Origin of the sequence: Marinovum sp. 2_MG-2023 (assembly GCF_030548265.1) — a bacterium.
Lineage (GTDB): Bacteria > Pseudomonadota > Alphaproteobacteria > Rhodobacterales > Rhodobacteraceae > Marinovum.
Genome location: NZ_JAUOSD010000006.1, coordinates 118,747 through 132,462 on the forward strand (window position 1 = coordinate 118,747; position 13,716 = coordinate 132,462).

The 13,716-nt window shown below is 60.3% G+C and carries 12 protein-coding genes; 5 read left to right on the forward strand and 7 right to left on the reverse strand.

The annotated features are described in order from the left end of the window. Nucleotides 1-30: 30 nt before the first annotated feature. Both Q4577_RS09255 and fdhF read right to left on the reverse strand, forming a co-directional pair. On the reverse strand, nucleotides 31-354 hold the full coding sequence (locus Q4577_RS09255) for a hypothetical protein (RefSeq protein WP_303468271.1): 324 nt from the start codon (nucleotides 352-354) through the stop codon (nucleotides 31-33). After that, nucleotides 354-3,122 carry a formate dehydrogenase subunit alpha gene (gene fdhF / locus Q4577_RS09260; protein ID WP_303468272.1) on the reverse strand — a complete coding sequence of 923 codons (2,769 nt, stop codon included), beginning with the start codon at nucleotides 3,120-3,122 and terminating at the stop codon, nucleotides 354-356. Before fdhF ends, Q4577_RS09255 begins: the two co-directional genes overlap by 1 nt. A 272-nt stretch (nucleotides 3,123-3,394) precedes the next feature. Between fdhF and Q4577_RS09265 the strand changes: the two genes are divergently transcribed. Genes Q4577_RS09265 through Q4577_RS09275 form a run of 3 tightly spaced genes read left to right on the forward strand, consistent with a single transcriptional unit; the run spans nucleotide 3,395 to nucleotide 6,243 of the window. Beyond that, complete coding sequence (locus Q4577_RS09265) at nucleotides 3,395-4,045, forward strand: histidine phosphatase family protein (protein WP_244690886.1); 651 nt, start codon at nucleotides 3,395-3,397, stop codon at nucleotides 4,043-4,045. A 10-nt stretch (nucleotides 4,046-4,055) separates the two neighbouring features. Then, entirely contained in the window at nucleotides 4,056-5,111 is a 1,056-nt protein-coding gene (locus Q4577_RS09270; RefSeq protein ID WP_303468273.1) for a saccharopine dehydrogenase, read from the forward strand. A gap of 4 nt (nucleotides 5,112-5,115) precedes the next feature. Continuing rightward, a complete protein-coding gene (locus Q4577_RS09275) occupies nucleotides 5,116-6,243 on the forward strand; it encodes a saccharopine dehydrogenase family protein (RefSeq protein WP_303468274.1) in 1,128 nt (375 codons plus the stop codon). 49 nt (nucleotides 6,244-6,292) lie between these two features. Here Q4577_RS09275 and Q4577_RS09280 read toward each other — a convergent pair whose 3' ends face one another. Next, nucleotides 6,293-7,015, reverse strand: a complete 723-nt coding sequence (locus tag Q4577_RS09280; protein ID WP_303468275.1) for a metallophosphoesterase family protein — start codon at nucleotides 7,013-7,015, stop codon at nucleotides 6,293-6,295. A 152-nt stretch (nucleotides 7,016-7,167) separates the two neighbouring features. Here Q4577_RS09280 and Q4577_RS09285 point away from each other — a divergent pair, with 152 nt between their 5' ends. Continuing rightward, the gene (locus tag Q4577_RS09285; RefSeq protein ID WP_303468276.1) at nucleotides 7,168-7,542 is read left to right on the forward strand and encodes a hypothetical protein; all 375 of its coding nucleotides are present in this window, start codon (nucleotides 7,168-7,170) and stop codon (nucleotides 7,540-7,542) included. 141 nt (nucleotides 7,543-7,683) lie between these two features. On the opposite strand, the gene serA is transcribed toward Q4577_RS09285, so the two are convergent. Both serA and Q4577_RS09295 read right to left on the reverse strand, forming a co-directional pair. Further along, on the reverse strand, nucleotides 7,684-9,282 hold the full coding sequence (gene serA, locus Q4577_RS09290; protein ID WP_244687714.1) for a phosphoglycerate dehydrogenase: 1,599 nt from the start codon (nucleotides 9,280-9,282) through the stop codon (nucleotides 7,684-7,686). A gap of 93 nt (nucleotides 9,283-9,375) precedes the next feature. Beyond that, complete coding sequence (locus tag Q4577_RS09295; RefSeq protein ID WP_303468277.1) at nucleotides 9,376-10,530, reverse strand: phosphoserine transaminase; 1,155 nt, start codon at nucleotides 10,528-10,530, stop codon at nucleotides 9,376-9,378. 231 nt (nucleotides 10,531-10,761) lie between these two features. Here Q4577_RS09295 and serB point away from each other — a divergent pair, with 231 nt between their 5' ends. Then, a complete protein-coding gene (gene serB, locus Q4577_RS09300) occupies nucleotides 10,762-11,637 on the forward strand; it encodes a phosphoserine phosphatase SerB (RefSeq protein WP_303468278.1) in 876 nt (291 codons plus the stop codon). An 81-nt stretch (nucleotides 11,638-11,718) separates the two neighbouring features. Here the strand turns inward: serB and Q4577_RS09305 are convergent, their stop codons facing one another. Together Q4577_RS09305 and Q4577_RS09310 are read right to left on the reverse strand one after the other, a co-directional pair. Next, a complete protein-coding gene (locus Q4577_RS09305) occupies nucleotides 11,719-12,792 on the reverse strand; it encodes an FAD-binding oxidoreductase (protein WP_303468279.1) in 1,074 nt (357 codons plus the stop codon). After that, on the reverse strand, nucleotides 12,789-13,715 hold the full coding sequence (locus Q4577_RS09310; RefSeq protein WP_303468280.1) for an aldo/keto reductase: 927 nt from the start codon (nucleotides 13,713-13,715) through the stop codon (nucleotides 12,789-12,791). Before Q4577_RS09310 ends, Q4577_RS09305 begins: the two co-directional genes overlap by 4 nt. Nucleotide 13,716 lies beyond the last annotated feature (1 nt).

Consider the following 13,716-nt stretch of genomic DNA (forward strand, 5'->3'; position numbering starts at 1 on the left):
TTGCTGCCAACACACCGACGAGACCCCCAATCAAAAGCCGGATTGGCGCCGCGCCAAGCCGCGGTCCAGCCAGGCCCAAAACACCGCAAACCACAGCATAAAATGATAGCGTGATAATATCCATTCTCTGATCCTATCATGAAAATGCGGGAATTTCAGCCTGTAAGGTTTTTGCAGATTGCTTCTGGGGCTGATGCCACCAAATGCGATATGTGAGGCGCCAAGCGCAGTGATCCAAGGCCAATTGGGCCTGAAGCCTTTCATAAATAGCTGGTTAAAATTCCCCGCCGCTTTCTGCGTTTGCTGGATCGCGGTGGCGCGCTGCCGGATATCCGCGATCCAGGGGGGCCGCATTATTCTGCGATCGCCATGGGATTGTCGGCCTTTTCGACCCGGACCGCTGAGAATTTGAATTCCGGGATCTTGCCATATGGATCCAGTGCCGAATTGGTCAGGATGTTCGCGGCCGCTTCGACATAGGCAAATGGCAGGAACACCATGTCGGGGGATACCGCGCGGTCGGCACGTGCCATCACGGAAAGCGTGCCGCGTTTGGTGGTCAATTGCACCATGCCGCCCGGTGCGACCCCCAGCTTGCGTAGGGTCGCGGGGTGCAGCGAACAATTGGCCTCTGGCTCGACCGCGTCCAACACGCTGGCGCGGCGGGTCATTGACCCGGTGTGCCAATGTTCCAACTGCCGTCCGGTGGTCAGGATCATCGGGAATTCCGCATCGGGCACATCGTCGGGCGGAATAATGCTGGCGGGGGTGAATTTCGCGCGGCCCTCGGGGCGGGGGAAACCATCGCCAAACACAATCGCCTGTCCCGGATCGGTCGCGTCCAGCGAAGGATAGGTGACCGCGCCTTCGGCTTCCAGCCGGTCCCAAGTGATATTGGCCAGCGAGGGCATGTTCAGCTTCATCTCGTTGAACACGTCACGCGGGCTGTCATAACTCCAGTTCAAGTCACAGCGGTTCGCCAGATCAATGGTGATCTTCCAATCGGCGCGTGCCTCGCCCGGTGGCGGCACAGCGGGGCGGCCGATCTGAACTTGTCGGTTGGTATTCGTGACCGTGCCGGATTTTTCATAAAAGGCCGACGCCGGCAGGATGACATCCGCGTAATTCGCCGTTTCGGTCAGAAAAATATCCTGCACCACCAGATGATCCAGCTTGGCCAGCGCATCGCGGGCATGGTCCACATCCGGGTCGGACATGGCCGGATTTTCGCCCAGAATATACATCGCCTTGATCTGGCCATCATGGATTGCATCCATGATTTCCACCACGGTCAACCCCGGTTCGGCGCTGAAATCTTCGCTGCCCCAAACCTCGGTAAAGGCGGATCTGACGCCATCTTCTTTGACGCTTTGATAATCCGGCAGGAACATCGGGATCATGCCGGCGTCACTGGCACCCTGAACATTGTTCTGGCCGCGCAACGGGTGCAGGCCGGTGCCGGGACGCCCGATATGGCCACACATCAGCGCGAGCGAGATCAGACAGCGGGAATTGTCGGTGCCGTGGATATGTTGCGAAATCCCCATGCCCCAGAAAATCATCCCGGCCTTGGCGCTGGCAAAGGTGCGCGCCACATCACGCAGGACATCGGCCTCGACGCCGCAGATCTCAGCCATCTTTTCGGGCGGAAATTGCTTCAGATGCGCCTTCTCGGCCTCCCAGTTTTCGGTAAACGCCGCGATATATTGCTGGTCGAAAAGCTCTTCTTCGACAATCACATGCATGATGGCATTCAACATCGACACATCGGTGCCGGGGCGGAATTGCAGCCGGTGGCTGGCAAACCGCGCCAACCCGACGCCGCGCGGGTCCATCACGATCAATTTGCCGCCGCGTTTGGTGAATTGCTTGAAAAAGGTCGCGGCGACCGGGTGGTTTTCGATTGGATTGGCCCCGATCACAATTGCCACATCGGCGTTCTCGATCTCGTTAAAGGTTGCGGTCACCGCGCCGGACCCGACATTTTCCATCAAGGCCGCCACTGATGATGCGTGGCACAGCCGCGTGCAGTGATCGACGTTGTTGTGGCCAAATCCCTGTCGGATGAATTTCTGGAAAAGATAGGCCTCTTCGTTGGTGCATTTGGCGCTGCCAAAGCCGGCCACCTCGCGGCCGCGACCCTTCAGGCCGCCTGCCGCGGCGTCCAGCGCCTCGTCCCAGGTTGCCTCGCGGAAATGCGTCAACAGATTGCCGGGATCGACGTTCAGCCCCTTGGCCGGGGCATCGTCGCGCCGGATCAACGGCTTGGTCAGCCGATGCGGGTGGTGGATGTAGTCAAAGCCGAACCGGCCTTTGACACAGAGCCGCCCTTCGTTTGCCGGACCGTTCAGCCCCTCGACATGTTTGATGCGCCCGTCCTTGACCTTCAGCGACAGCTGACAGCCGACACCGCAAAACGGGCAGATGCTGGCCACTTCGCTGTCGAAATCGGCACTGTCGCCGGATTGGGCCGCGTCTGTCACCGTGGCGGGCATCAATGCGCCGGTCGGACAGGCCTGCACACACTCACCACAGGCGACACAGGTGCTGTCGCCCATCGGATCATCGAAATCAAAAACCGGATAGGCATCATGCCCACGCCCACCCATGCCGATCACATCGTTGACCTGAACCTCGCGGCAGGCGCGAACACACAGGCCACATTGAATACAGGCGTCCAGATTGACCGACATCGCCACATGGCTGCTGTCCAAAAGTGGAACGCGCTTATCTTCAAGCTTTGGCAGGCGGCTTTGCGACAGGCCGTTCAGATCGGCCATATCCCACAGGTGGCTGGAGCGGTCATGGCTGGTGTCGCGCTCTGGCTGGTCGGCCAGCAGCATTTCAACCACCATTTTGCGCGCGCCGGTGGCGCGGGCTGAATTGGTGGTGACTTTCATGCCTTCGGCGGGTTCGCGGATGCAGGAGGCCGCCAATGTGCGTTCGCCTTCGATTTCGACCATACAGGCACGGCAATTGCCGTCCGGGCGATATCCGGGCGCTGGTTTGTGACACAAGTGCGGGATCACCAGACCCCGGCCATTGGCCACCTCCCAGATGGTGTCGCCGGGCTGTGCCGTGACTTCCTGGCCATCCAGTATGAAACGGATCGTGTCGGACATGCAAATTCCTCCTGTCCTTCTGATTTACAGCATGGAACCGAGCATAGGGCAGGGTCAATCCCGACATCTGTCGACGAAATTGCGGCCTGCGGGTTTCCGATAGCGGACATGCGCCCCTTATCGCCCGCATTTCTGCCGGGCTGCGGCCAGAGTGCGGCCAGAGTGCGGCCTGCTGCCGTCACTTCGGAAAAATCCTCGGCGTCTGGGGGCGTCGCACTTTTCACCGGGGGCCGGGCCGGTTAGGGGACGTGCAAATAGTGAAAGGCCAGAAGATGACCCATATCACCCTTGTCCGCCACGGTCAGGCCAATACCCACGCCAAAAACGCCACAGATTACGACCGGCTGTCACCGCTTGGTGCGCAACAGGCAGAGTGGCTGGGGCATTACCTGGCGCAACATGACGCGCATTTCGATCATGTCTGGGCGGGTGACATGGCACGCCATCGCGCCACGGCGCTTGGCATGGGCCATGCCACGCCGGAGATCGACGCGCGGCTCAATGAATTCGATTATTTCTCTCTGGCGCGTGTGGCCGAGGCGGATCTGGATCTGCCGGCCCCACAAAGTCCCGAGGAATTCACCCGCCATATTCCGCAGTTGATGCAATATTGGCGTGACGATGCGATTGGCGACGCACCGGAAATGTTTGGTGCCTTTGAAGAGCGCGCCAAGGGTGCCATCGACGACATCCTGTCCGGTGGCGGGCGGGCGCTTGTGGTGACGTCGGGTGGGTTGATTGCCATGGTGCTGCGTCACGTTCTGGCGTTGGACATCCCGGAAATGACCCGGTTGATGTTCCAGTTGCGCAATTCATCGGTGACGGAAATCGAATATCTGCATGGTCATATGATGCTTGTAGGCTATAACGCGATACCGCATCTCGCAGCGCCCGACCGGGCCCATGCGCGCACATTTATCTAAAGGGGGCGTCATGACACATCTCTGGGTCCGGGCCGAACAGCGCCAGAACGAAGAACGCGTTGGCCTAACGCCCGAAGGCGCGGCAGAGCTGATTGCCGCCGGTCTGACGGTCACGGTCGAGCAAAGCTCTGTGCGGGCGCTGGAGATTGACGGCTATCGGGCGGCGGGCTGTGCCATTGCGGCGGAAAATACCTGGCCGGATGCGCCGGAGGACGCCATCATTTTCGGGCTCAAGGAACTGCCCGACGACGGCACGCCGCTGCACCATCGCCACATCATGTTTGGTCACGCCTACAAAGGCCAGCCAGCCGGTCAGATCCTGCTGAAACGGTTCCGCGCCGGTGGCGGCACGTTGTATGATCTGGAATATCTGGTGGACGATGACGGTCGGCGCGTGGCGGCCTTTGGTTATTGGGCCGGGTTCGCCGGGGCGGCGGTGGCCCTGCGCTGCTGGGCTGCGCAACAGGACGGCGGGATCTGCCCGCCGGTTGGCACACATCCCTCGGCGGCGCATTTGACCGAGGAATTGGAAGACCTTCTGTCGCTCACCGGCAAACCGCGCCCGACGGCGCTGGTGATCGGGGCATTGGGCCGGGTTGGCACCGGGGTGGCGAATCTTTGTGATGCAATGGGGGTGGATGTCACCAAATGGGACATGGCCGAAACCGCCTCTGGCGGGCCATTCCCGGAGGTGTTGCAGCATGACATCTTCTTCAACTGCATTCTGGCGCGTCCCGGCACGCCGGTGTTTGTACCGGCATCGGCCAAGACATCGCCGCGCAAATTGACCGTTATCGGCGATATCGCCTGTGATCCTGACAGTGATTTTTCCCCGATCAAGGTCTATGATCGCACCACAACATGGGACAGTCCCGCCCTGCGGGTGCAGGATCGGCCGCCATTGGATGTGACCGCGATCGACAATCTGCCCTCGATGCTGCCGGTCGAAAGCTCGCAGGATTATGCGGCTCAGCTCCTGCCCTCGCTTTTGACACTGGGTGACATATCTTCTGGTGTGTGGGGGCGTGCCAAGGCAGAATTCGACCGACATATCAGCGGGGTATGAACATATGACAATCCATTGGTGCGGCACCGGGCTTTCTGCGGTGCCCGGCCTGCGGCGGTTGATCGAGGCCGGCCATGAGGTCACGGTGTGGAACCGGACGCTGGACAAGGCGCGGGATGCCGTGGGGGATCTGACCAATCGGATCAAGGTGTTTGACATTGATGCGCTGGCCGCAGAGTTGCAGCCAAAGGATGTTGTGGTTTCGATGTTGCCTGCTGACTGGCATGTCCGTCTGGCGGAATTGGCGATTGCCAAATCTGCGGATTTTGTGTCGTCCAGCTATATCAGCCCCGAAATGCGCGCCCTGCATGCCAAGGCCCAGATCAAAGGCGTCAGCCTGGTGAACGAGGTTGGTCTTGACCCGGGGATTGATCATTTGATGGCGCATGCGCTGGTGGCGGATTATCGGTCCAGTCCAAGATGCGATGCATCCAACGCATTGAATTTCCTGTCCTATTGCGGCGGTGTGCCGAAACACCCGAACCCGTTCAAATACAAATTTTCCTGGTCGCCGCTGGGGGTGTTGAAGGCGCTGAAAAGCCCGTCGAAATCCATTCGAAACTTCATGCCTTTTGTGGCGGAACGGCCCTGGGACGCGCTTGGCCATTACACCGCGCCGCTGCCGACGCCGGAAAGTTTTGAGGTCTATCCAAACCGCGACAGCCTGCCCTTTGTCGAGGAATATCGCTTTGATCCGACCTGGCGCATCGAAACCTTTGTGCGGGGCACCCTGCGGTTGAACGGCTGGGCGGAGGCGTGGAAAGACGTGTTTGCCGAGGTCGAAACCGCCAGCGATCTGCGCCTGCGTGAAATGTCTGACGTGTTCTGGGGCGAAAACGCCTATGGCGACGGCGAACCGGACCGGGTGGTGATGTGTGTGTCGCTGTCAGCCTCGGACAGCAGCGGCGTGGTCTGGCACAAGACCCATGTGATGGATGCATGGGGCGATGCGCGCGGCAGTGCGATGGCGCGGTTGGTGTCGGTTCCGGTGGCCTTGGCCGTTGAAACTGCGCTGGCCGGAGACTTCCCGCCCGGTGTGCAAGCCGCGCCATCGGAACCGAAGCTTCGCCAAAGATGGATGGGCGAAATCGCCCAGTTGGTGCAGCATCTTGCGGTGATTGATCACACCTAAGTCACGGCGCGCCAATAGCGGCTTTGGCGGCCCAAAGGCCGCCGCGCATTCAGGACAAAAGCGACCGGCCCAATTCGGTCAGGGAATAGACCTTGCCCGCTTCAAACACCCCGACCGACAGCGGCCGACCATATCCGGCGCCACTGTCGAGATTGACGCGGTTGCCATAAAACATTGGCGCGTCAAGCGCGGTGTGCCCATGCACGATCAAAGCCTCAAAAGGATTGGTTTCGCTCAAGAAAGGTTCGCGAATCCAGACCAGATCGTCTTCGTCCTGATCCTCCAGCGGGACACCGGGGCGGATGCCGGCGTGGACAAATATCAGACCGGGTTCCCGATGCGATGTCGGCAATCCCGCGAGAAAGCTGCGATGTGCGGCGGGCACTGCGGCCTGCGCCGCCGGCACCAGATCGGCGATCTCGCGGCTTTCCGCATCTTCCACACCATAAGAGGCCAGCGTCATCGGCCCGCCCAAACGCGGGTTGAGCCAGCCAATACCCGACAGGATACGCGGGTCATGCTGGGTGCCATCGTCGACAAAGCGGCGGAACATCCGGTCATGATTGCCCATCAGAACCGTCCAGTTGCGGCCCTCGGCCAAGCCTTGGATCAGATGTTCGATCACGCCGCGCGAATTTGGCCCGCGATCCACCAAATCACCCAAAAACACCACATTGGCATCCGGGCCGCCGTCAGTTTCGATCCAGTCCAGAACATTGCACAACATGTCGTACTGGCCGTGTATATCGCCAATGGCATAGGTTGGTTTCATGGGTCACATCCTGCTTTTGCGCCCCGGTTATCATCTCACTGTGACAGTTGCACCCCTGGTTGCCCCGGCATCAGACTTTTTAAATCCTTTGCCGGACGTGGGGGCGGTGACTAAGCTGGCGCATGAATTCCATGACAAAAGTGAGGGACATTATGAAACCGATTTCCTATTCATTCCTCTTGGTCGGGACCGTTGCGGTGATCCTGGGCATGCTTTGGGGGATTCAAATGTCGGCAACCGGGGATCACACCCTGGCACCGGCGCATGCCCATCTTAACCTCTTGGGGTGGGTCAGTATGGCAATTTTTGCGTTTTATTATCAATTGGTTCCGGGGGCCGAACAGGGGCTTTTGCCAAAGCTGCATTTCGCGGCTGCGGTGGTGGCGCTTGGTCTTTTGGTGCCGGGCATTGTCCTGGCCATACAGGGCAAAGGCGACATGTTGGCCAAACTTGGCTCGGTTGTTGCGGCCGTCTCGATGCTGCTGTTTCTGTTTGTTCTGGTGCGCACCGGGCGCAAAACTGCCTGAAATAAAGCAATCACTAAAAATCCGTCGAAAAAACCGCCTGCAAAATCGACCGGAGACGCGATCAAAAAAACGGGCGCCGCGATGTCGCGACGCCCGTTGTGATTTCAGCCAATTCAGATCGGCAGCCGTCCAAAGCGGCCTTTAGGCCACTTCGAATTGCAGCGGCTTGACCTGACGGAACATGCCGGTTTCCTTCAGCTTGTTCAGCACCGGTGCGGGAACCACATCGTCGACATACAGCAGGGCAATCGCCTCGCCGCCTTTGTCGTGACGGCCCAGGGTAAAGTTGGCGATGTTGACGCTGTTTTCGCCCAAAGTCTTGCCCAGGGTGCCGATGATGCCCGGCATGTCCTCGTTGGTGGTGTAGAGCATATGCGACCCGATTTCGGCGTCGATATTGATGCCTTTGATCTGGATGAAACGCGGTTTGCCATCCGAAAATACCGTGCCGGCAATCGACCGTTCGCGGGTTTCGGTGACCACGGTCACCTTGACATAGCCGTCAAAGGCCCCGGATTTATGCTGGTTGGTGGTCGAGATCTTGATGCCGCGTTCTTCGGCGACAACCGGGGCAGAGACCATGTTGACCTCGGCGTTGGACGGTTTGATGATCCCGGCAATGGCGGCACAGTTCAGCGCCGCGAGGTTCATTTCGGCAACGGAACCGTCATACAGGATGTTGATCGCCTTGATCGGATCATCGGTCATCTGGCCGATGAAGGCCCCAAGATGGCCGGCCAGTTTGACCCATGGGCCCATGACCTTGGCTTCTTCGGCGGTGACCGATGGCATGTTCAGCGCGTTTTCCACCGCGCCGGTCAGCAGATAGTTCGACATCTGCTCTGCCACTTGCAGCGCCACGTTTTCCTGGGCTTCGGTGGTGGCCGCGCCCAAATGCGGGGTGCAGACAACGTTGGGCAGGTTGAACAGCGGGTTTTCCTTGGCCGGTTCTTCGGTGAACACGTCAAACGCCGCGCCCGCCACATGGCCGGATTTCAAGGCATCTGCCAGGGCTTCTTCGTCGACCAGACCGCCACGGGCACAGTTGATGATCCGCACGCCCTTTTTGGTTTTGGCGATGTTTTCCCGGCTCAGGATGTTGCGGGTGCTGTCGGTCAGCGGCACGTGCAAAGTGATGAAATCGGCGCGGGCCAGAAGCTCGTCCAGTTCAACCTTTTCCACACCGATCTTGTCGGCCTTGTCCTGGCTCAGATAGGGGTCATAGGCCACGACCTTCATCTTCAGGCCCTGCGCCCGGTCGCAGACGATGCCACCGATGTTGCCGGCACCGATCACGCCAAGCGTCTTGTTGGTCAGCTCGACCCCCATGAATTTCGACTTTTCCCATTTGCCGGCATGGGTCGAGGCGCTGGCCTCGGGGATTTGCCGCGCAACGGCGAACATCATGGCAATCGCGTGTTCGGCAGTGGTGATCATGTTGCCAAAGGGCGTGTTCATCACGATCACGCCTTTTTTCGACGCGGCGGGCTTGTCGATGTTGTCGGTGCCGATACCGGCGCGGCCGATCACCTTGAGGTTGGTGGCGTTTTCAAGGATCTTTTCGGTGACTTTGGTGGCCGAACGGATGGCCAGACCATCGTATTGGCCAATCACTTCGGCCAGCTTGTCCTTGTCTTTGCCAAGGTCGGGCTGGAAATCAACGTCGATGCCACGGTCGCGAAAGATCTGAACGGCGGCTTCGGACAGTTTGTCGGAAATGAGAACTCTGGGTGCGGTCATTGCGATACATGCCCCGGACGTGATCCGGGGCCTCCTGATAAGGGTGTTTGGAGTGAGGTCCCGGATCAAGTCCGGGACACTGTTAGCTCTGTGTCAGGCGGCTTCGGACAGGGCCGCGATTTCGGCGTCAAACGCCCATGCCAGCCAAGGCAACATCGCTTCGACGTCAGCAGTTTCCACCGTGCCACCGCACCAGATCCGCAGACCGGCAGGTGCATCGCGATAGGCACCGACATCCAGTGCCACGCCTTCGGCTTCAAGCCGTTTGGCGACCGCTTTGGCAAAAACAGCGCCATCGGTGATGCGATCATCGGTGAATTTCAGGCAGACGCTGGTGTTGGATTGTGTCGCCGCATCGACAGCGAGATTGGCAATCCAGTCATTGGCCTCACAAAACGCCTGAATGGCACCGGCATTGGCGTTGGCGCGGGCGATCAGCCCTTGCAGCCCACCAACCGAGCGTGCCCAATCCAGTGCCACAAGGTAATCTTCAACCGCCAGCATCGAGGGCGTGTTGATGGTTTCACCCTTGAAGATACCTTCGATCAGCTTGCCGCCTTTGGTCAGGCGGAAAATCTTGGGCAGGGGCCATGCCGGGGTATAGCTTTCCAACCGTTCCACCGCGCGCGGGCTCAGGATCAGCATGCCATGTGCCGCTTCGCCGCCCAGCACCTTCTGCCAGGAGAAGGTGGTCACATCCAGCTTGTCCCAGGGCAGGTCCATCGCGAAAGCGGCCGATGTGGCGTCGCAGATGGTCAGCCCGTCCCGGTCGGCGGGGATGGCATCGCCGTTCGGCATGCGCACGCCCGACGTGGTGCCGTTCCAGGTGAACACAACATCGGTCGCGTAATCGACTGCGGCCATGTCAACGATTTCGCCATAGTCGGCGGTCTTGATCTCGGCATCCAGTTTCAGCTGTTTGACCACATCGGTGACCCAGCCCGCGCCAAAGCTTTCCCAGGCGCACATGGTGACCTTGCGTTCGCCCAGCAGCGACCACATCGCCATTTCCACCGCACCGGTGTCAGAGGCCGGCACAATACCGATTTTATAGTCGGCGGGGATGTTCAGGATCTCGCGGGTTTCCTCGATGGCCGCTTTCAGCTTGGCCTTGCCCACGGCAGCGCGGTGCGACCGGCCAAGGGCGGCGTCCGACAGCTTTGACAATTCGAATGTGGGGATTTTGGCACAGGGGCCAGAGGAGAAACGCGGATTCGTCGGCCGAGTGGCCGGTATTTGCATAGCCATGTAGCTATCCTTCCAGATAAGCGCCCTTCGTTGGGGAAGGGTGTCCCGCTTGCCGCAATATTGGGCTTTGCGATTCTGCACAACAGCAAAAACGTCGCGGGGGAAACCATAGGGTCAGAAAGACAGGCGCAGGCCGTTCCGATAGGAAACACCATGCCGCCCTCAATCTGGCAGTGGCATTTTTGCGGCCGGTGCGGTAGGGGCAGGCCGGACAGAGAAAGGCCGCGACCGATGTATATTTGCACCCTGATTGCCAAACCCGGTGACCTGACACCCGCAGTGACCGAAGCGCTGCGCAATGCCTGGGGCGGGGGGGATCTGATCTGGTTGGCCGCGGATGAAGCGGCAGAATTCCCGCTGGATGTGATGCCGGACAATCGCTGGCAGGTTTGGCAGGATATGCAGGCGCTGGGTGTCGACCTGAGTGTGCAACCTGCACAGGGGCGGCGCAAAAAGATGCTTCTGGCTGATATGGACAGTACGATGATCCAGCAGGAATGCATTGATGAGTTGGCCGAAGAGGCCGGGGTCGGCGCGCGGGTGAAGGAGATCACGGCGCGGGCGATGAACGGTGAATTGGATTTTGACGGCGCGCTGCGCGAACGGGTTGGTTTGTTGAAGGGCCTGCCGGAGGCCATCATCGGTCAGGTGCTGGAAAACCGGATCACGCTGATGCCGGGCGGCAAGATGTTGCTGGCGACGATGAAGGCAAATGGTGCCTATTGCGCCCTGGTGTCGGGCGGCTTTACCGCCTTTACCGCGCGCGTGGCCGAACGGCTGGGGTTTGACGAAAACCGTGCAAACACGCTGATCATCGCTGATGGTGTTCTGACCGGCGAGGTTGGCCTTCCGATTTTGGGCCGTCAGGCCAAGGTCGAGGCACTGGAGCAGATCACCGCACGTCTTGATCTGGCGGAGGCGGATGTGATCGCGGTGGGCGATGGGGCCAATGATCTTGGCATGTTGGGTCGTGCCGGCGCGGGGGTTGCGCTACATGCCAAGCCTTCGGTGGCGGCGGAATGCGATATTCGGGTAAATCATGGCGATTTGACCGCGTTGCTGTATTTGCAGGGTTATGCAAAATCGGATTTTGTGTCCGAGACCTAAGTCTGCTGTGCGGATTTATCCTGCGACACCCGGGGGGCCAGCCCCCCGGAACCCCCCGGGATATTTCTGGTCAGATGAAGGTCAAGCGAAACGCCCAGGGTCGAGTGCGGCGACCACATGTGGTGCCAGGGCAGGAGCCCGTTCAAGCGTGAGGTCGGCGATGAGTTGCGATGTCGCGACCGCGGTTTGAAACCCATAGCCGCCCTGACCCGCCAACCAGAAAAAGCCGGGTGTGGTTGGGCAGGCCCCGACCACCAGCGTTCTGTCCGGCGCGAAGGTGCGCAGCCCGGCCCAGTTCGCCGTGACGCGGGTCACGGGTTCGGTGACCATCGCCTCGTATCGTGCCAGACCTTCGGCCAGCACCATGTCATCAGCCCAGGCGTCCTGTGGCGGCAGCGGATCTTCGTCCGCAGGAGAGATCAGAAGGCTGCCAGCTTCTGGTTTGGCATACCATGCGTCGCCGGCGGCCAGCAGGAAAGGCCAGTCGCGGACGTCCTGCCCGCCGGGGGCCGGGATGCGGGCCATCGAGCGGCGCATGGGTTGCAGGCCGATCCGTGGCGCTCCGGCCAGATCCGCAATCTCATCCGCCCAGGCCCCTGCGGCATTGATCACGATGTCAGCCGTATGCGCCCCGCTTTGGGTGTTGAGACGCCAGCGCCCGCCGCGCCGCGTCAGGGCGGTGATGCGCGATCCGGTCAGCAATGTGGCGCCGTCCGCCAGCGCCCTTCGGCGGAAGTTTTGTAGCAATAGATCCGTGTCGAGGTCGAACACCGGCCCCGACGCGGCAAAACCGCAGGTGGCCGGGTTCAGGATCGGGACCTGGGCCCGGGCATCGGCCATCGGGATTTCGGTCAACGCAAGTTCCGCCGCGTCGTGAGAGAATTGTGCCGCCTGATCCGGGCCGGCCACCAACAGCATGTTGCGCGGGCGCAGGACGCCGCCGTCGCTTTGGTGCAGATAGGGCGCGCTGGCGCGGTTCAGGGCCTGCACCACCGCGTTGCCATAGCTGTCAAGGAACATGGCCGCTGAGCGGCCAGAAGAATGATAGGCAAGATGGTCCTCGGCCTCAAGCAGGGTGACGGTGCCATGGGCGGCCAGCCGCGCGGCGGCAGAGACGCCCGCAATGCCGCCGCCGATGATCACGATATCTGTCACGCCTCCTCCAGCCGATCTGTCGCGGGGGGCGGTGTCGGCGTCAGATCGGTCAGGCGTTGGTAGAGTGCATCGTCCATGGCGAATGCAAGCGCGTCCAGCGACGGTTGCAATTGCGCCACCGAGCGGGCCGAAATGATTGGATGTGGCGCAGCCGAATGACGTGCCGCCCAGGCCACCGCCAGCGTAGCGGGATGTGTGCCCAGCTCGCGCGCGATATCGGTCAGCCCGGCGGCGGCATCCTGCATCCAGTCCGGGCCATACCGTTGTGCATATTTCGTGTCTTCGGCCAGCCGCCCGGCCTGGCCATTGGCGTATTTCCCGGTCAGCAACCCACCGCCCAGCGGCGAATAGGGAAAGGCCGTGATATATTCGCTGGCACACATCGGCAGGAGTTCGACCTCTGCCTGACGTTTTACCAGATTATACATCGGCTGGATGGCATCAATTTCGGTGCCAAATTCCGCCGCAACCGCTTGGGCCTTCATGACCTGCCAGGCGGCATAGTTCGACACGCCGATATAGCGAATGCGCTTTTGATGCTGCAATTCGGCCAGTGCCTTGAAGGTTTCTTCCAGCGGGGTGCGGTCGTCCCAACGGTGCATGTAAAACAGATCGACCGTTTCCAGCCCCAATCGCCGGCTGCTTTCGTCAAAGCTTTTGCGGATGTTGTCCGGGGCAGATCCGCCAGAGTAAATTGCCTTGGTGGCAATGAACACCTGATCGCGGTCGGTGATGCATCCGCCCAAAATCTCTTCGGATTGGCCGTTGTTATAGGCATGTGCGGTGTCGAAATGATTGATGCCCGCTGCGCGACATGCGTCAAACATTGCGCGTGAAGCGGCCTCATCGGCTTTGCCGCCGAATTGCATCGCGCCAAAGGCAAAGCGGCTGATCGGTGTGCCGTCGATTGTGGTCAATGACATG

What these genes read in the sequence shown, in the direction of transcription:
- Q4577_RS09255 (WP_303468271.1), bottom strand. Translation starts at nt 354, where the DNA reads ATGCGGCCCCCCTGGATCGCGGATATCCGGCAGCGCGCCACCGCGATC.
- fdhF (WP_303468272.1), bottom strand. Translation starts at nt 3,122, where the DNA reads ATGTCCGACACGATCCGTTTCATACTGGATGGCCAGGAAGTCACGGCA.
- Q4577_RS09265 (WP_244690886.1), top strand. Translation starts at nt 3,395, where the DNA reads ATGACCCATATCACCCTTGTCCGCCACGGTCAGGCCAATACCCACGCC.
- Q4577_RS09270 (WP_303468273.1), top strand. Translation starts at nt 4,056, where the DNA reads ATGACACATCTCTGGGTCCGGGCCGAACAGCGCCAGAACGAAGAACGC.
- Q4577_RS09275 (WP_303468274.1), top strand. Translation starts at nt 5,116, where the DNA reads ATGACAATCCATTGGTGCGGCACCGGGCTTTCTGCGGTGCCCGGCCTG.
- Q4577_RS09280 (WP_303468275.1), bottom strand. Translation starts at nt 7,015, where the DNA reads ATGAAACCAACCTATGCCATTGGCGATATACACGGCCAGTACGACATG.
- Q4577_RS09285 (WP_303468276.1), top strand. Translation starts at nt 7,168, where the DNA reads ATGAAACCGATTTCCTATTCATTCCTCTTGGTCGGGACCGTTGCGGTG.
- serA (WP_244687714.1), bottom strand. Translation starts at nt 9,282, where the DNA reads ATGACCGCACCCAGAGTTCTCATTTCCGACAAACTGTCCGAAGCCGCC.
- Q4577_RS09295 (WP_303468277.1), bottom strand. Translation starts at nt 10,530, where the DNA reads ATGGCTATGCAAATACCGGCCACTCGGCCGACGAATCCGCGTTTCTCC.
- serB (WP_303468278.1), top strand. Translation starts at nt 10,762, where the DNA reads ATGTATATTTGCACCCTGATTGCCAAACCCGGTGACCTGACACCCGCA.
- Q4577_RS09310 (WP_303468280.1), bottom strand. Translation starts at nt 13,715, where the DNA reads ATGTCATTGACCACAATCGACGGCACACCGATCAGCCGCTTTGCCTTT.